The following is a 17766-nucleotide window of genomic DNA, read 5'->3' on the forward strand; positions in this document are numbered from 1 at the left end:
GTGACGGGGCGCACCCGTACCGGTATGGTGCCCGGTTTGGGTGCATGAATGGGTGTGAAGGGAAGGTATCAATGGCTCAGAACGAGCAGAATTGGGATCGAGAGAACGCGGATGATCAGCTGAATAAGCAGGTCACGCCGTGGTCTCAGCGCGCCTTCGCTGATGATGCTGTAGAGGACCCTGCTGGTGAGTCTGCTGGAGAATCTGCAGGCGATTCTGCAGTTGAGGAGGGCTCGCTGAGCTTCTCTGATGCTCCCGCAGAGGATCTTGAAGACGACCTTTTGGGCGATCTTGAAGACGGCATCGCACACGACTTTGCGGACGGCTTCGACGATGATTCGAGTATCCTTCCCGGGTACACCCCCGTCTGGGCGCGTATTGCCCTCGAGTACGGTGAGCACTCCGCCGAACTGGCTGGCGACCTCGTCTACTCGAGCGAGAGCGACGACCCCGCAGTCGACGATGTTGCCGCAACTATCCTGAACCTCATTCGTGAAGCCCGCAGCATGCACGATGAGGTGAAGGCGGAAGACCCCGATACGCAGCGCGCCTGGAATGACCGCACGAGGGTTGACCGCCTCGCCGCCGCCCTGGAGAGCGAAGAATGGACCGTCGATAAGCTCACCGGCATGTGGGACGATGCCCCCGCACCCGCCGGAACTGGCGAATCGGATAGCCCCGAATACCTGCGCGCCCAGGACGAGGAGCGCACCGCCGAGAAGCAGCGCAATGAGCGCATCGAGCAGACCATGGAGCTGGAAGAGAAGATTCAGCGCCGCCGCATCATGGCTCGTTCCACCACCGATGAGGAGCTGATCGCCGCCCTCATTGAGGCGACCGCCGCCTCCCCGGAGCTGATTGCTTACGAGATGGGTGAGCATCAGGTGCAGCTCTACGTGCTGTGCGCCGTGGATGATGAGGGCTACATGAACGTGCTGGAGGTCGCTGACGGTCACCTGCACGTGGGTACTCCCGTTGAGGATTATGTGGCGCAGCTGGTGGATCAGCTACCGGTTACCGGTGCCGCCCTTGAGGGCGAGGCTACCGTGTGGGAGGATCTGCCCGGTGAGCAGGGTGAGCTGGAGTTCCTGGTGGATGGTGACGCCGCGATGCTCGTTGACCTGCCCATTGACATGATTACGGGGCTTCTTTTGGCGTACCTTCCTGCCGGTACTCGGCAGGTTGTTGCCGCGCCGGCGGGGGAGTGGACCCTCATTTCTGCCGACCCGGTGGACCTGATGGCGCTGCTGGGTCTGCTGAACTGCAACGCCCTGATTGCTGAGGGCAACGCGAACCAACAGCACCTGGTGGTCTATGAAGAGCCCGCCCGCGAACCCTACCCGGATGAGGGGTGGTACCTGGAGGCGTTCGGCGAACCCTACGAGAATATCGTGGAGGAGTTCACCTGGCAGCGCGTGCCTAAGCGCCTGAACCGTGCCCTCAGCCGTGAGGAAGTTGCACGTTTTGGCGGCGTGCTGGAGGACCTGCTCTCGGAGCTTCCCGGTAGCGCCCCGGAGCTGTCGGGTTCGAAGATTTTCGGTTCCGATGAGGAAGAAATCGAGCAGGGCATCGCTAATGTCATGGCGATGTTTGGTGTGGAGGCTGACTCCATTACCGGCCGCCGCCTGAATGCGTACCTGCGCGATACGAGCAATACCCTGGCGTTGGAGTCGGTGCTGCAGCTGCTGGATGTTCCCACGGAGCTGGCGCTGGTTCCGACCACCGGTTTTGATGTGGCGTCGATTAGCACAGCTCGCATCTTCGGCAACGAGGATGAGGGCTTCGCGCAGCCTGCTGCTGAACCTGCTGACGAGGCGCAGACTTCTGAAGCCCTGGACGTTACCTTCCCGCTGGATGACTCCGCTGCCGAGGCTACTTTCTCCGAGAGCACCCCCGTAGAGGACGATTCCTTCGAGGATGACGAGGAGATTGAACCCTACCCGGGCAACTTCCCCTCGCCCATGGAGCGTAGCTACCGACTGGTTGCGACCGGCCGCCGCGTGACCCTCGCCGAGTGGATGGACGCCATCAGTGAAGGCCATATTCCCTTCGAGTACACGCATATGTCTTTCACGGAAGACGCTCTTGATGAGGAAGAAGACTTCCTGGACTCTGAGGCGTTTGATGACTTCGAGGGTCCCTATGAGCAGGACCGCGATTTCGATAGGGACGACGCGGACCAGCCTGTGGGTCGCAGGGTTTTCACCCCGGAGGAAGAAGAAGCTGCTCTTGCGCATTTGAGGGCTTCCCTGGCACCGCACTCTGCCAAGTCCGCAACAGAACAGTCAGCCGCATCGCGGTCCGAGGTGACCCCTGCTGAGGATGCACAATCCGATGCCGCGCGCTCTGATGATGCACAGTCTGAGAACGTATCCGCTGAAGATGCTCCGTCGCAGGTAACGCAGGCTGCCCCCTCCGCAGGGTTTGCCTCAAAGAAGTCTGCCTTGGAGAAGCGCCTGACTCCTGAGCAGATTCGTGCGAAGACCCGCCGTGTGGGTCTTGTCCTGGGTGCGGATGTGACGGCTCAGAGTGCTATCGCTCTGACCTTGGCGAATGTGGCGCGCCGCCGCCGTGCTCAGGGTAAGGCGAGCCGTAAGTTCTCGGTGGCCGCGGCACTCTTTGCGCTGAATGCCACGGTTGAGTCGGCACTGATTCCGACGGTGCTGCGTTCTTTTGAACAGACTCAGATGAAGAAGCATGCCCGCCCGGTGGCGGATGCTGAGCTGGTGCATCCGGGTGACACCGCAGGGGAGCATCCCTCGACCAAGAAGCGTACTTTGATTGATGATTTGCGTGAGGGCCACTACCGCACGGTGGAGGATGCCGCCCCGTCCACGGAGCAGGCACCCTCTGGACTGCGTGAGCGTGCCCTGGGTATAGTGCGTAGCATCAGGCAGCGTGCTGCGAAGAAAACCGACCGCTAAAGGAAAGAAGCCATGAAGGATTCCTATCTGAGCGATGAAGAGCTGAAGGCTTTTATCGCCACCTTGCCCACGCGCCGTTTGGCGGCGGGTGCGCTGATTCGTAATGAGCGCGGCGAGATGCTGCTGGTGAAGCCGAACTATAAGGACGGCTGGATTCTTCCCGGCGGCACCGTGGAGGCTGGCGAGGCGCCCAAGCCCGGTTGTGAGCGTGAGATTGTGGAGGAGCTGGGCCTGGATGTGAAGCTGGGCCGCGTGCTGCTGATTTTCCACGGCTTGTCGCTGGGTGTGTGGGGCGATTCGACCTACTACATGTATGACGGCGGCGTGATTGCGGCGGATACGAAGATTACCCTGCAGGATGCTGAGCTGGTGACCTATGAGTGGGTTGCTCCGGAGAACCTGGAGGGCTATGTGCGTCCGTCGATGGTGGAGCGTCTGCGTGAGTGCTACCGCGCCCTGGAGACGGGGGAGACTCTGGAGATGAGCAACCTCGACTCCTAACAACCTCGCCTAGCGGCGGCTGCAGGGCGGCTCGCCGGGCGTAGCTATCTGAGCCGAGTAACAGCCCAGTGGCCGGGCGCATCACCCGGCGCAGAACACTGTTACGGAACGCTGTTTAAAAGTGATGTTCGGTGCCTTGGGCAATTATTTTTCCGTGTCGCTAGCTTAAAATCTTGGGCTCTGATACCCTAGCTGAGTACCCGGCGACGCGCGACCCCTCTCTTCGCGCGCCGTTGTGTCCATAGAGGCGCCGTGAATGGCCCGCCCCACGGGTGCTGAACCGTGTGCCTCGCACCAAATTATGAAACAGGAGTAACCACTAAAGTGGCTGTTAAGATTCGTCTCAAGCGTATGGGTAAGATCCGCGATCCTCGTTACCGCGTCGTGATCGCTGATTCGCGCGTCAAGCGCGACGGTAAGACCATCGAAGAGATCGGTATTTACCACCCGACCGAGCACCCCTCGCGTATCGAGATCAACTCTGAGCGTGCTCAGTACTGGCTCTCCGTCGGCGCACAGCCGACCGAGCAGGTTCTGGCTCTGCTGAAGCTCTCGGGCGACTGGGCTGCATTCAAGGGCGAGAAGGCAGAGTCCAAGGTTCTGCCCGTCGAGGCTAAGGCTGAGTTCGTTGTTCCCGAAAAGGGTTCCGTGATTCTGCCCGAGGCTATCACCCCCAAGGCTGAGAAGGCTGAAGAGGCTGCTGAGGAAGCAGCACCCGAGGCTGAGGCTGAGGAAGCAGCTGAGTAATTATGTTGGCTGACGCACTCGAACACCTGGTTCGAGGGATTGTCGATCGTCCGGAGGACGTGAAGGTGCGCCTGCGCACTCAGCGTCACCGTGAAACCCTTGAGGTTCGCGTGCATCCGGATGACCTGGGCCGAGTTATCGGCAGGTCTGGTCGTACCGCCAAGAGCATCCGTCTGGTGATGGACGCTATTTCTGATGGCGAGCCGATGCGTATCGACATTATCGACACCGACAAAAAGCGACGCTAGCTCGTAAACGCTTGAAGCCCCCGCTCCCGGAGTTTTTCCGGAAGGCGGGGGCTTTCGCGTACCCGGGTCCCGGTGGTAGTGCGGGCGGCAGCATGCGCCCGTCCTAAGTGCCCGGTAGAATAGTGGGAGCCGTGCACGTGCACGGCGTAGGTTTTTAGCTTGTATCCAGCGGAGGAAAATTATGCAGGTTGTGGTGGCTCGTATCGGTAAGCCTCACGGTATTCGTGGTGAGGTGACGGTTCAGCTCTTTACTGATGCCCCGCAGGAGCGTTTTGCCCGCGGTGAGGTGGTCGGCATCGAGAATTTCAAGCCCGGCTCTGCTGCCGCTTCTGTGGCGCCTACCGGTGAGCTGACGGTTGCCGGTGCCCGCTGGAATAAGAAGATTCTGGTGGTCCGTTTTGATGAGGTGACTACCCGCAACCAGGCTGAGGAGCTGCGCGGTAGCCGCCTGGTCTACGAGGTTCCCGAGGATGAGGGCGATGAAGAGGGCTTCTACGAGCAGGAGCTGGTGAACCTGCCCGTGTACCTGCTGGCGGACGTTCCCGAGGGTGAGAGCCCCGTGGATAACCCGGCTGTGGGCAAGCCGCTGGGTAAGGTGACCGGTCTGCAGACCATGCCGGTTCAGGATTTGCTGCTGATTAAGCTGGCTCGTTCGCCGCGTCTTGCCTCCGGCGCGGGTGAAGAGATCATGATTCCTTTTGTTGAGGAGATTGTGCCTGAGGTGGTTCCCTCGACCGATGATGAGCCCGGCTTTGTGTTGCTGACCCCTCCGGCGGGTTTGATTGACCTGGTCGAGGACGCTGCGCAGGCGACTGAGCAGGCGGGGGAGTAGTCCGTGCGCTACGATGTGGTCACGATTTTCCCCGAGTACCTAGAGCCGCTGAAGCTGTCCCTGCTGGGCAAGGCACGCGAGAAGGGTCTGGTGGATTTGCACCTGCACGATTTGCGTGAGTACACCTTTGACCGTCACCGCACGGTGGATGACACCCCGTATGGCGGTGGCGCGGGCATGGTGATGAAGGCGGAGCCGTGGGGTTTGGCGCTGGATGAGGTGCTTGCCGCCTCCCCGCTGAACGCTTCTGAAGACTCTACTGAGGGTGCCAAGTCTGAGGGCACCGAGCTCGCTGCCGAACCCGCCGCTGATACCCGCCCGCTGCTGATTGTCCCGTCCCCGGCGGGTGCCGTTTTCGATCAGGCGATGGCGTACGAGCTGGCAGAGGAGAAGCATATTGTCTTCGCTCCGGCGCGCTACGAGGGCATTGACGAGCGTGTGCTGGACTGGGCGCAGGAGAGCTTCCGCGTGATGCCCGTGTCCCTCGGCGATTATGTGCTTTACGGTGGCGAGGTTGCGGTCATGGCGATGATTGAGGCTATCACCCGCCTGATTCCGGGCGCGATGGGTAACCCCGCCTCCCTGGAGGAAGAGTCGCATACGGGCGGCCTGCTGGAGTACCCGGTGTACACGAAGCCCGCCGTGTGGCGCGACCGTGAAGTGCCGGAGGTGCTGCTGTCGGGTAATCACGGTGCGATTGCGCGTTGGCGTCGTGACCGTCAGATTGAGCGCACCCTGGAGCGCCGCCCGGATCTGCTGGAGGCGTACCCGGTGGAGCAGTGGGATAAGAAGGACCGCCGCTTCTTGGCTGAGCGCGGGGTGCATTTTGCGAACCCGGCGAAGGCGGCTCAGAAGAAGGCGAAGAAGAACCCCGCACCGCAGGCTGATAGCGCGGCTCAGGCGGCACAGCCTGATACTGCACAGTCTAATACCGTGCAGCCTAATACCGTGCAGACCCAGCCGGATTCCTAAGCTTCGAACGGGTGCTTGTGGGTGCCTCGTGATTCTCTGAATGGGGGTTAGCGTCATATAACTGTTAGTTGGCGCTAACCCCTATTTTTTGTGCCCGCGACCCGTTATTCTGAGGTTACCCTCGCTAAGAACATAGCTCATCTATAGCTGGTGCGAGGTTGTAGCACGCTTTCATCGTTGAAAGCACGTACTCAACAGAAGGAGGACACATGTCCGTTGTTAAGGTTCACCGTCTTGCTGTCGTTGGCGACAACCAGGCTGAGCTGGAGAAGCGCTTTGCCGCTGCCCGCCACATCGCTGACTCTTTCCCCGGCTTTGAGGGTTTTGAGCTGTGGCGCCCCCTGGATGAGGGCGGCGACTATTTCGTGGTGACCCGCTGGGTTGATGAGGCAAGCCATGATGCGTATGCGGCGGCTCGTCGTGAGCGTGACCCGAACACTGTTGTTTCTCACGCTGATGGCACCATGAGCTTCGAGAAGGTGGAGTTCGCCGACTAGCATCTGTGTTTGTCTGCGTCTGACCGGATTTATGGCTGAAGCCCATGTGAGACGAAGAATTTATCTCAAATAGTGAGGGGCTGCACTAACTTTTCTGAATATTGCTTTAAGTGGGTATTAGCCCATGTGGAGGCGATATAAGAAGGGCTTGATGCGGCCCCTCCTTGATTTTTCGGGGCTTAAAATCCGCGGGTATTTCGCGGTGATTGGATATGTGGGTTCAGCGTTATAAAACACCTGAATTATGGTCAATAAATACCCTCTATATCCTTCAACCCGAAAGTGACACCATGATGCAAAAAGGTTATTATTAGTCCCGAGAGCACACATTCGTCCGTGCCGGTAGTTCGGGCGAAGACAGCGATCCCCTCTCAGCTGCATCGCATGACGCGGCTGAGTCACTCAAGGGAAATATTCAGCGCACCCATGTGAGCATCTCCTCTGCATAGGAGGTCTGGCAAGGGTGCCGACTCAACTATCACGTATTCACACAAGTGGTGCATGGTACGGAACCCCGCAATATATGGGATGGGAGCTTGGTGGTTCGAGCGTTCATCGTGGTTGATGACCCTCCCAGCCGCGGATAGGAATGTGCTTTGCAAAGCGGGTGAGCAAGCCGGTGGTCCGGACCGGTGCTCGCCCGCTCCGCTGTTTAAAACCGCCTTTTACACGTCCCAGACTTGGATTCTACGTGTCCCTAACGTTTTTCAGCCTAGTGCTTTTCGGGTACCGGGCGCTCGCGGAACTCAATGGGTCGCTTCGCCTTGGGTAGCGAGTACATGACGCGCAGGTACGCATCCTCCACTAGCTCCTCCAGAACCCGCTCGGTGACACCCTCACCGGCACCCACAGAAATCCAGTGCCGCTTATTCATGTGCCATGCCGGGATGATGCTCGGGTAGATGCGCCGCAGTACCTCGGATTCTTCCGGGTCGGTTTTGAGGTTCACGATGGGGTAGCCGATACCCTCCGTGTACATGGCGAAGATCTTGCCGCCCACCCGGTACACCGTGTGCTCGGGCCCGAACGGCTGATCGCGCGTTGCCAGCGGCATGGCGAGCGCGAGGCGGTGCAGGGTCTGCTCCAGGTCCTCGGGTCGCAGAAGTTTGGGGGAGGGGTTTGTGCTCATAGCTTCGAGTCTAGTGCCCCGCACGGTACCCCGCCTAGCACGCAACCCAAAACTCTCGTATCCTCAGCCGAATCCACGCTAAAATAGGTAACTATGGCTGAATTTATTTATCAGATGATCAAGGCCCGCAAGACTGTGGGCGACAAGGTCATCCTTAACGACGTGACGATGTCGTTCTTCCCCGGCGCCAAGATCGGTATGGTTGGCCCGAACGGTGCGGGTAAGTCGACCATCCTGAAGATCATGGCTGGCCTCGACCAGCCCTCCAACGGTGAAGCACGCCTGACCGCAGGCTACACCGTGGGTATCCTCATGCAGGAGCCGCCGCTGAACGAAGAGAAGACCGTTCTGGGCAACGTTGAAGAAGGCGTGGGCGAAATCAAGTCCAAGCTGGACCGCTTCAACGAAATCTCCGCCCTCATGGCTGAGCCCGACGCTGACTTCGACGCCCTCATGGAAGAAATGGGTCAGCTGCAGGAAGCTATCGACGCCGCTAACGCATGGGACCTCGACTCCCAGCTGGAGCAGGCAATGGAAGCGCTGCGTTGCCCGCCCGCTGACATGCCCGTCACCCACCTCTCCGGTGGTGAGCGCCGCCGCGTGGCACTGTGCAAGCTGCTGCTGCAGAAGCCTGACCTGCTGCTGCTCGACGAGCCCACCAACCACCTGGACGCAGAGTCCGTGCTCTGGCTGGAGCAGCACCTACAGTCCTACGAGGGTGCCGTCATCGCGATTACCCACGACCGTTACTTCCTCGACCACGTGGCAGAATGGATTGCCGAGGTTGACCGCGGTAACCTGTACCCCTATGAGGGTAACTACTCCACCTACCTGGAGAAGAAGCGTTCCCGCCTCGAAGTTCAGGGCAAGAAGGACGCTAAGCTCGCTAAGCGCCTGAGCGAGGAACTGGACTGGGTCCGCTCCAACGCTAAGGGCCGCCAGGCTAAGTCGAAGGCTCGTCTGGCACGCTACGAGGAGATGGCTGCGGAGGCTGAGAAGACCCGCAAGCTTGACTTCGAAGAGATTCAGATTCCTCCGGGACCCCGCCTGGGTAACGTCGTTATTGAGGCTGAGAACCTGCAGAAGGGCTTCGACGGTCGCTCCCTGATTAACGGTCTGTCCTTCTCCCTGCCCCGTAACGGCATTGTCGGTGTGATCGGTCCTAACGGTGTGGGTAAGTCCACCCTGTTCAAGACCATCGTTGGCCTGGAGCCCCTGGACGGCGGCGAGCTGAAGGTCGGCGAGACCGTGAAGATCTCGTACGTCGACCAGAACCGCGCGAACATCGACCCGGAGAAGAGCCTCTGGGAGGTCGTCTCTGACGGTCTGGACTACATCCAGGTCGGCAACGTTGAAATGCCTTCGCGTGCGTACGTTTCCGCGTTCGGCTTCAAGGGCCCGGATCAGCAGAAGAAGGCGGGTGTGCTCTCCGGTGGTGAGCGTAACCGTCTGAACCTGGCGCTGACCCTCAAGCAGGGCGGTAACCTGCTGCTGCTCGATGAGCCCACTAACGACCTGGACGTTGAGACCCTCGCATCCCTGGAAAATGCGCTGCTGGAATTCCCCGGCTGTGCAGTAGTCGTCTCCCACGACCGTTGGTTCCTGGACCGCGTGGCAACCCATATCCTGGCGTGGGAGGGCACCGACGAGAACCCGGATCAGTGGTACTGGTTCGAGGGTAACTTCGAGTCCTACGAGAAGAACAAGATTGAGCGCCTCGGCCCTGAGGCTGCTAAGCCGCACCGCGTGGTGCACCGCAAGCTGACCCGATAGGGTTTGGTGGTGAGCCCCGCCTCCTGATGCTGTTATGGCGCAGGAGGCGGGGCTTTGCTGTATCTGCTTGCTGTGCCAGCCAGGGGAGGGGCGTGTGTTCACCGGTAGAAATAGTCTATTCTCTGGTATCGAGCGGATTATGGTGCGGTTCACAGATGCGGTTTAATGGGCACGTATACCTCATGCATGTAATACGAAAGATTGGATGTCATGCTTTCAAAATATAACTGGATGTCCCTCATTACCGGCGTGCTGCTGGTGGTCATCGCTCTCTACCTGTTCTCGAACCCCGAGGTGCCGCTGGCTATTCTTGGCTCCACCTTTGCCGCCGTGATTCTGCTCGCCGGCGTGTTTGAGCTGGTTCGCTACTTTGGTGCTCCCAAGTCTGTCCGTAATGTATGGGAGCTTTGGGGTGCGATCGGTATGGTCGTGTGGAGTCTGATTCTGCTGAACTCGACGGACAGTACCCAGATTCTGCCAATCTTCATGGGAACATGCCTGCTGATTTGGGGCGGCGCCCGTATTTATGCCGCGCTGATGGTGAAGACTGTGATTCCCGGTGTCGGTCGCCACATGCTGTTCTCCGCTATTGGCGTCGTTGCGTTCGCTATGGCAATGATTTATCTGCCCATGTTCTTCGGTGTGGCGGCAGTATGGATGGCTGCCCTGGCTCTTCTGGTGACCGGTCTGGTGTTTGTGGGTGACTTCTTCGTTTCCCGCCGCACCAAGCGCACCGTGCACATTTCCCCGGACGGTGTGATTGACGTCGAAGCCCGATAAACACCCGTTAGCGGAGCTGAGCGCATAAACTAGATACAGAAAGACCGTGTGAGACAACCACCTCACACGGTCTTTCTGTATGCTTTTACGGTTTGCGCCGGAACCCTAACGGTGCTCGGCTTTATCGGTACTCTGCTTTAGCGGTACTCAGGCAGGCGGAACATCATTTCCTGCGCCACGGTCGCCACCAGCTCACCGGAACGATTGAAAATCGAACCCTGCGCGAGCATCCTGCCGCCCTGCGCGCTCGGGGAATCCAGCACGTACAGCAGCCACTCGTCGGCACGCGCCGAACGGTGGAACCACATCGCGTGATCCAGAGAGGCGCTCTTGAGGCCCGGCTCCAGCCAGAACTTGCCGTGACGGCGCAGAGCCGGCTCCAGCGGCAGATAATCCGAAGCGTAGGCGATAGCGGCGCGGTGCTCCGCCTCCGAGGCCTCAGAACCATCAGCGTGCACCAGGCGGTCAAAGGTCTTGAACCACACGCAGGCACGCGGCTGTGTCGAGGAAGAATCCGGCTGAGTGTACAGCGGTGCATCCACGTGTCGCATATCAATCGGGCGTTCCCACGCGACCGCCTGTGCAATGGGGTGGGGGAGCTGGCCCAGGTAGTCGCTGACCTTCGGCAGGGATTCGGGGTCCGGGACCTCAGGCATGGTTACCGCGGTGTGCTCCGGGCCGCGGCTTTCGGATTGGAACGACATAATTGCCGAGAACATGGGCGCCTCATCCTGGAACACCTGCACGCGGCGGGTCGAGAAGGAACGGCTATCATTCAGGCGCTGAGTGGCGAAGAATAGTTCACGCTCAATATCGCCGGGACGCAGAAAATAGGCGTGAATCGAGTGGATGTCCTTGCCCTCCACCGTGCGGTCGGCGGCAATAATCGACTGGGCAAGAACCTGACCACCGAAAGTACGCGGCTGCTCGCGGGTGAGCGTCACGCCGGTAGACACTTCATCACTACCGAAGGAGGCGGGTGCCGCCTCCACGGGGGAGAGGTCCAGCATCCGCATGAGGTTTTGGGTCACAGTGGGCTTGGTCATGGTTTTATTCTCGCACGTTTTCAATGAACCGGTTTCTGGCGTAGAGTGGGAGAGCATACTCTGAGACAACCACGACAGGTTGATTCGGAGCATTGACTAGGAACAATGACACCGGATATCGATCCGGAACGTCTGCCTAACACACCATCGCAGATATCACCCACCCGCAGATATCACCCACCAACTTGCCACCGAGCAGGCCAACGCCGAAAAGGAGCAGAAATGACTACGCCGTCTGAAAACACCCCTGACAATACCCCCGTGCAGGAGAACGCTCCCGACCAGAACAGCGCATCGAACGCGGCAGCACCCATTGAGCTCAAGTACAACCCCCACGAAGGCGTGGAGGAGCCCTACCTGATTCTGCCCGGCGGCGCGCAGGGTGCCGCAGTCGTCAAGGATCTTGCTACCTACATTTCTCGCGCCCTGGCGGTGAACCCGGACGCCGCTATCCGCCTGACTGCGCGCGGTCGCGTGGTGGCGGTGTTCGCCTGCTCCCTGGAGCCGGAGGACGCCTCCTCGGAAACCCCGGTCATCATGGGTCTGCGTGCCCTGCACCTGCTGGCTGACTCCACCCTGGACATGACCGTACAGGCGCAGTCGCTGCTGGACCGTCTGGCGCGTCTGCAAAAGCAGGCAGAAGAACAGAGCAATGAAGAGAACCCGCAGCTGGTGCTGTTCATGCCGCCGGTGACCGTCAACGCCAGCTGGGCTGGCAAGTCAGCCCCGCTCAGCGGCTGGTACGAGGTCGGCACCGTCCCGGTTGAGGAGTTCCACCGCGCCACCGCAGAGGGCCTGGAGGCGGTAGAACGCGCACTGCCCGAGAACCCCGGCGCTGCTGTGCTTTCCACGGTGCGCTCGCGTATTTGGTCCTCCGATATGGTGCTGGAGTACCTACCTGAGTTCGATACCGTGCTTGTGCCGACCGGTGCGGCATTCGCCCTGCGCGTGTTCGGTTTCATTCCGGAAGGCTTCACGGGGGACCTGCCGTTGTTCGCGGCGCACGTAGGTTCGGAGGAGTGGCTGCGCATTGTGGCGCCCGCCGGTATGGTGCTGGTACGCCGCGGTTCCGGTTCGCTACTCTAACTTTCCTCGAGACATTTCTAGACTTTTTACGCTGGTGGTGTGGGCTCTTTGCCCGCGCCACCAGCGGTTTTTCTAGGCGTACTGAAATAAAGATGATGAGCTTAATATGACGCTTGATAGGGCATTACTTTACGAAAATAGGGTATTCTAGAAAAACTACGCCCTTTCACCGGGGCGTCTTTGACACACCGATTACCAGCCACACCGCACGGGAACTCTTCCGCCGCGCCCTCACCAGGCGCATTCTTCCCGTACGGATCGAAAGTGAGACCTATATGGATCTGATTGCAGTCGACATTGACGGTACCCTTGCCAGCAACCGAGATCAGATGGACAAGTACCTGACCGGTTTCTTCGCAAGCAACCGCCGATTCTTCAAGGCCATCCGCAACGCCACGGTCAATGTTGAAGTTGCCGACCGTGTTCGCGAAATCGCGGCAGAAACCGGCGCAGAGGTCGTAGTGATTACCGGCCGCGACGGCACCTACATGAAGGAACTGAACCAGTTCATCGCCCGCGCGGGTCTGGAACCCAAGCACGTGTTCGCTAAGCCCGGCAACGACGGCTCCAACAGCCCCGCATGGAAGGACTCCGTCATTGAGTCCCTGATTGCTGACGGCAACCGCATTATCCACGCTTTTGAAGACACTGACCACGAGGTGTACCTGCGCCGCGGCATTCCTGTCACCTGGGTCGCCCCGATTCGCGACTACATTGGCGAATGGCACTACGAGTCGATTGACATTGACCCTGTCGCCTGGGCTGCCGAGCAGCGTGAGAAGGAAGCCGCTCGTGAGCGTCAGAAGCGTCGCCTTGCGGAGGGCGTGCTCGCACACCAGAAGGCTGAGGCGAAGGAACGCCAGGCAAGCGTCGCGGTATAAAACCCGCACACTAACTTGAGAGCTGCGGTGGGTAACCCACTCAAACGAATGAGGCGCCGGAAGGACATAATTCCTTCCGGCGCCTCATTCTAATGCTATATGCGTTGATTGAAGCTGATGTACTCGGCTGATTACACAGTTAGTTTACGCGGTGCCGAGCAGTTCACGCAGGCGAGCCTCGAACGGTGCCGCCAGCTTGTACTGCGCCTCATCCTTCAGATGCACGCCATCAGCCATGTCACCCTCAGCCAGGTAGAGGCTCTGCCAGCCCGAGGTGTCCATGAACAGCACGCCGGTCTCGCGGGCACCCTGCCTTGCCACCTCGTTTGCCACGTGACGCTTATGCGCCACCTGCTTATCCGTCGCCGCATCCTCACTCATCGACACCACGCCGCCGAACACGATCTTCGACGACGGGTACATGCGTCGTAGCTGCTCAATGACCTGAGTCTGGTGAGCGTTCACGTGTTCGCGAGCCTTCGTCTCATCCTCGTGAATGTAAATGTCATTGCCGGAGGCGTCCAGGTAAATCACGCCGGGGTTACCGTTCGGCAGAGCCCAACGGCCACCCATCACCCCCTGATAGTAGGAAGGGCACACACCCTCGCGGGCGGTCACAAAACCGATGCCGCCGCAACGGAACAGGTACGGGACGAAACCTGCCTGCTTCAGACCCAAACCAACCCAGGAGGTTGCGGTCACCTGCGAGTCACCAATCACTAGGGCGTCCTTAGGGCCAAGAACGTTGGTGTTACGCGGCAGACCGTTCGCCGTATCCCAGTAGAGTTCAGCCTTCTCGAACTTGGTGTACAGAACGCCGTTCTCGGAACGCCAGCTCACCGGCAGACCCTCCCAGCCAGCAAAGTCACTGTACTCGCGCTGCTTCCACCAGTGCGTGTAGACGCCGGTTTCCACCGCGACCGGGCCGTACTTGGGGGTGTACATGACCACGCCGCCCTTGAACTGCTGAACCAGCATGTCGGCGGCATCAGCGGAGGTGGAGAACGGCGCCTGAATCTCACCGGTTGCCTGCGCGCCTTCCTTGCCGAAGGCGTTCTGCGCGGTGCGTTCCATCTTCTGAGCCGGGGTAGTCGGTTCCGGAGTCGGCTCGGGGGAGGGGGACTCGCTGGGGCTTTCCTGCGCCGACTGGGTAGGCTCGGCGCCCGCGGCAGCGGTAGCGGCGGTGCCACCGGGCGCGTTGAAGCCTCCTGCGGAGTACACGCCAAAGGAACCGGCGGCAACCACCGCAACGATTGCGCCGGTCAGAGAAGCTTTCGCGATAGGAGACTTGATAGAAGGCATGCACAACAGTATACGATAGGCGCAACCCCAAGTAGAGAGCTTTTGAGGGATATTCAAATGAAAACGACGAAAAATATGCACCGCAGTGACAATATTTTGAACTTGGGGTGTAACTCGGTGTGAAACTGCTGCGCAAACCGGTACGCGACTTGGGGCGCAACCCAAAATAGAACCGGCATACCCCAATACAGAAACGTCCCCTCCCACCCCGCAAATGGGGTAGAAGGGGACGAACAGAAACTCATGAGAGCGGGCAGTGAACCCGCCTCAGCTCACAAGCATTGTTAGTTGTCAGCCGCCTGAACCTTCAGCGCACGAGCCACGCCGTCGCGTGCCTCCGCAATCTGACGGTACAGAGCCGCAGCATCCTCAGGCAGAGATGCCAGGTACGCCTCGGTACGCTCCAGCAGCTCAGCGGTCGGCTCGCTCGGGTACATGCCACCAATAATCTGCATGGAAATCTCGTGCGAACGCGAACGCCAAATACCCTCAATCTGCTCGAAGTACGGCTCATCGTACTGGGCAATCAGCTCGGGCTTGCCGGACTTGAAACCGGAAATGGCGTAACGCTGAATCATGTTCGACAGCTCGCCGGTTACCATGATCTTGTTCCAGTACTCAGCCTTTGCCTCGGCAGTCGGAAGCGACGCGTATGCCTGAACGGCGTACTGCTGGCCGTTCGCGGTGTTGTCGTTCTCCAGCTCCGCAGCGATCTGCTCGGCGGAGAAACGGCCACCGGTAGCCAGGCGGCACACCAGGTTCCAACGCAGGTCAGCGTCAATATCCAGGCCCTCAAGGGTCAGCTCACCCTCGAAGAGACGCTGCACATTGTTGTACTGATCCTCGGTGCGGGTCTGGTTGATGAACGCCTGCAGCAGCTGCAACTGAGCATCCGAATCGGGCTCTGCAACGCATGCCAGCTCCCACAGACGGTCAGCGGCACGGTGACGGGTCTCCTCGCGAGCTTCAGGAGCCACGAAGGAGTGCAGGGTAGCGGACAGGTTGTTAATCTGGGTGCGCAGAGCGGTGGAGTTGGTCTCCTTACCGATGTTGTTCAGCACCAGGTCAACGTACTTACGCGCCGGCATCTGGGCATCGCGCACGGTGTCCCAGAGCGAACCCCAGACCACGCCACGAGCCACGGAGGAATCGATGTCGCCCAGGTGCTTGATAGCGGTCTCGATGGAGCGCTCGTCCAGGCGAATCTTAGCGTAGGCCAGGTCCTCATCGTTCAGCAGCAGCAGGTCGGGGCGCTTCTTGCCGAGAGCCTCCTCAACCACGGTCAGCTCGCCGTCAATGTCCAGCTCGATGCGGTCGGTACGGGTCAGCTTACCGTCCACCAGGTTGTAGAAACCAATCACCGCACGGTGCGGGCGCAGGGTCTCGAAGCCCTCAGCGTAGGACTGGCGGATACCCAGCGAAGAGATGTTGCCAGCCTCGTCATTCTCAATCTCAACGGCGAGAGTGTTAACACCAGCGGTCTCAAGCCACTTAGCGCTCCACGCACGCACGTCACGGCCGGAGGTGCGCTCCAGCTCAACCAGCAGGTCATCCAGAACGGTGTTGCCCCAGCTGTGCTTATCGAAGTACACCTTCAAGGCAGCCATGAAGTTCTCCTGGCCAACCCACGCCACCATCTGACGCAGCACCGAAGCACCCTTCGCGTACGTAATGCCGTCGAAGTTCACCTGAACATCGGCAAGGTCACGGATCTCAGCCACAATCGGGTGAGTCGAAGACAGCTGATCCTGACGGTACGCCCAGGTCTTCTCCGACGCGGCGAAGGTGGCCCACGCCTCCTTCGCGTAGCGGGTGTTCTCCGCAGCAGCCAGGGTCGACATGAACTCAGCGAAGGACTCGTTCAGCCACAGGTCGTTCCACCACTTCATGGTGACCAGGTCACCGAACCACATGTGAGCCAGCTCGTGCAGAACGGTGATAGCGCGGCGCTCACGCAGAGCCTCCGCAACCTTGGAGCGGAAGACGTAAGTCTCCAGGTAGGTCACGCAGCCAGCGTTCTCCATCGCACCGGCGTTGAACTCGGGCACGAACAGCTGATCGTACTTCTCGAACGGGTACGGGGTCTTGAACTGCTCCTCGTAGAACTCGAAGCCCTGACGAGTCAGCTCAAACATGTCCTCAGCATCCACGAACGGCATGAGGGACTTACGAGCGTACACGCCCAGCGGAATCACGCGACCCTCAGAGTTGGTCAGCTTGCTGGTGACCTTCTCGTAGGGGCCAGCCACAATCGCGGTAATGTACGAAGACATGCGCGGGGTCGGCTTGAAGAACCAGGTCTTCGCACGGCCGCAACCGCACTCCTTCTCCTCAACCTTCACCTCGGGCTGGTTAGACACAACCACCCAGTGGGAGGGAACGCGCACAATAAACTCGAACTCAGCCTTCAGGTCGGGCTGCTCAAAGACGGGGAACACACGGCGGGAGTCCGGCACCTCAAACTGGGAGTACAGGTACACTTCGCCGTCGGCGGGGTCCACGAAACGGTGCAGACCCTCACCGGTGTTGGTGTAGAACATCTCTGCGTCAATGACCAAGGTGTTCTCAGCAGCAAGGTTCGGCAGCTGGATGCGCTCGCCGTCCGCCAGGTCGGTGCTCAGCTCTTCGCCGTTGAGGTTAATGGACTTGACCGAGGAGGTGATGGCGTCAATGAAGGTGGAGGCACCTTCCTGAGCGTCGAAGCGGATTTCAACCTTCGAGGAGAAGACGTCTTTGTCCTTCGGAAGATCGAGTTCAATACGGTACGAGTGCACGCGCTTAATGATGGATGCGCGTTCGGTTGCCTCATTGCGGGTTAGGTTCAGGCCGGGCATACAGCTCCCTCTCCTTAGATGTGAATAGCGTGCCGTGTTGACACGCCCTGTCATGGTGCGCTGGTTCCCGAGGTGCGCGGCTCCTGCGACGCTGCATACGTAGCGCTGGAGGCCTTCAAGCTTGGGCGCGGCGAATCGGGACACCAAAAAGTGCCATATCCCACAGTCTACCGTATAGGTGGGGGTCTAGAAGGCTCCGCATTACCCGAACCCG

At 59.8% G+C, this 17766-nt stretch carries 15 protein-coding genes; 11 read left to right on the forward strand and 4 right to left on the reverse strand.

What is annotated here, in order from left to right:
• Positions 1-71: 71 nt before the first annotated feature.
• From HMPREF2999_RS06085 to HMPREF2999_RS06115, 7 genes are all read left to right on the forward strand, one after another.
• Positions 72-2924, forward strand: a complete 2853-nt coding sequence (locus HMPREF2999_RS06085; protein ID WP_070676671.1) for a hypothetical protein — start codon at positions 72-74, stop codon at positions 2922-2924.
• A gap of 12 nt (positions 2925-2936) precedes the next feature.
• A complete protein-coding gene (locus tag HMPREF2999_RS06090; RefSeq protein ID WP_005505687.1) occupies positions 2937-3425 on the forward strand; it encodes an NUDIX domain-containing protein in 489 nt (162 codons plus the stop codon).
• 324 nt (positions 3426-3749) lie between these two features.
• Complete coding sequence (gene rpsP, locus HMPREF2999_RS06095) at positions 3750-4172, forward strand: 30S ribosomal protein S16 (RefSeq protein ID WP_005505689.1); 423 nt, start codon at positions 3750-3752, stop codon at positions 4170-4172.
• A gap of 2 nt (positions 4173-4174) precedes the next feature.
• A complete protein-coding gene (locus tag HMPREF2999_RS06100; RefSeq protein ID WP_005505691.1) occupies positions 4175-4420 on the forward strand; it encodes an RNA-binding protein in 246 nt (81 codons plus the stop codon).
• A gap of 181 nt (positions 4421-4601) precedes the next feature.
• Positions 4602-5252, forward strand: coding sequence for a ribosome maturation factor RimM (gene rimM / locus HMPREF2999_RS06105; protein ID WP_070676669.1), 651 nt, complete (start codon positions 4602-4604; stop codon positions 5250-5252).
• Between the two features lie 3 nt (positions 5253-5255).
• The gene (trmD, locus tag HMPREF2999_RS06110) at positions 5256-6224 is read left to right on the forward strand and encodes a tRNA (guanosine(37)-N1)-methyltransferase TrmD (protein ID WP_070676667.1); all 969 of its coding nucleotides are present in this window, start codon (positions 5256-5258) and stop codon (positions 6222-6224) included.
• A gap of 209 nt (positions 6225-6433) precedes the next feature.
• Positions 6434-6721, forward strand: coding sequence for an antibiotic biosynthesis monooxygenase family protein (locus tag HMPREF2999_RS06115; RefSeq protein ID WP_070676665.1), 288 nt, complete (start codon positions 6434-6436; stop codon positions 6719-6721).
• Between the two features lie 712 nt (positions 6722-7433).
• On the opposite strand, the gene HMPREF2999_RS06120 is transcribed toward HMPREF2999_RS06115, so the two are convergent.
• Entirely contained in the window at positions 7434-7850 is a 417-nt protein-coding gene (locus tag HMPREF2999_RS06120) for an MmcQ/YjbR family DNA-binding protein (RefSeq protein WP_070676662.1), read from the reverse strand.
• A gap of 93 nt (positions 7851-7943) precedes the next feature.
• Here HMPREF2999_RS06120 and ettA point away from each other — a divergent pair, with 93 nt between their 5' ends.
• Complete coding sequence (gene ettA, locus HMPREF2999_RS06125; protein WP_005508129.1) at positions 7944-9623, forward strand: energy-dependent translational throttle protein EttA; 1680 nt, start codon at positions 7944-7946, stop codon at positions 9621-9623.
• A 210-nt stretch (positions 9624-9833) separates the two neighbouring features.
• Positions 9834-10403, forward strand: coding sequence for an HdeD family acid-resistance protein (locus tag HMPREF2999_RS06130; protein WP_070676659.1), 570 nt, complete (start codon positions 9834-9836; stop codon positions 10401-10403).
• 137 nt (positions 10404-10540) lie between these two features.
• On the opposite strand, the gene HMPREF2999_RS06135 is transcribed toward HMPREF2999_RS06130, so the two are convergent.
• Positions 10541-11449 carry an acyl-CoA thioesterase gene (locus tag HMPREF2999_RS06135; RefSeq protein ID WP_070676657.1) on the reverse strand — a complete coding sequence of 303 codons (909 nt, stop codon included), beginning with the start codon at positions 11447-11449 and terminating at the stop codon, positions 10541-10543.
• Between the two features lie 222 nt (positions 11450-11671).
• On the opposite strand from HMPREF2999_RS06135, the gene HMPREF2999_RS06140 reads away from it, so the two are divergent.
• A complete protein-coding gene (locus HMPREF2999_RS06140; RefSeq protein ID WP_070676655.1) occupies positions 11672-12535 on the forward strand; it encodes a DUF8185 domain-containing protein in 864 nt (287 codons plus the stop codon).
• 275 nt (positions 12536-12810) lie between these two features.
• Positions 12811-13416: a phosphatase domain-containing protein gene (locus HMPREF2999_RS06145; RefSeq protein WP_070676653.1), complete on the forward strand. Its 606-nt coding sequence runs from the start codon at positions 12811-12813 to the stop codon at positions 13414-13416.
• Positions 13417-13560: 144 nt separating this feature from the next.
• Here the strand turns inward: HMPREF2999_RS06145 and HMPREF2999_RS06150 are convergent, their stop codons facing one another.
• Entirely contained in the window at positions 13561-14718 is a 1158-nt protein-coding gene (locus HMPREF2999_RS06150) for an SGNH/GDSL hydrolase family protein (protein WP_070676651.1), read from the reverse strand.
• Between the two features lie 284 nt (positions 14719-15002).
• Positions 15003-17552 (reverse strand): aminopeptidase N, encoded by a 2550-nt coding sequence (gene pepN, locus HMPREF2999_RS06155; RefSeq protein WP_070676649.1) that lies wholly within the window; start codon positions 17550-17552, stop codon positions 15003-15005.
• Positions 17553-17766 lie beyond the last annotated feature (214 nt).

Source organism: Rothia sp. HMSC066H02 (assembly GCF_001814995.1).
Taxonomy (GTDB): Bacteria; Actinomycetota; Actinomycetes; order Actinomycetales; family Micrococcaceae; genus Rothia; species Rothia mucilaginosa.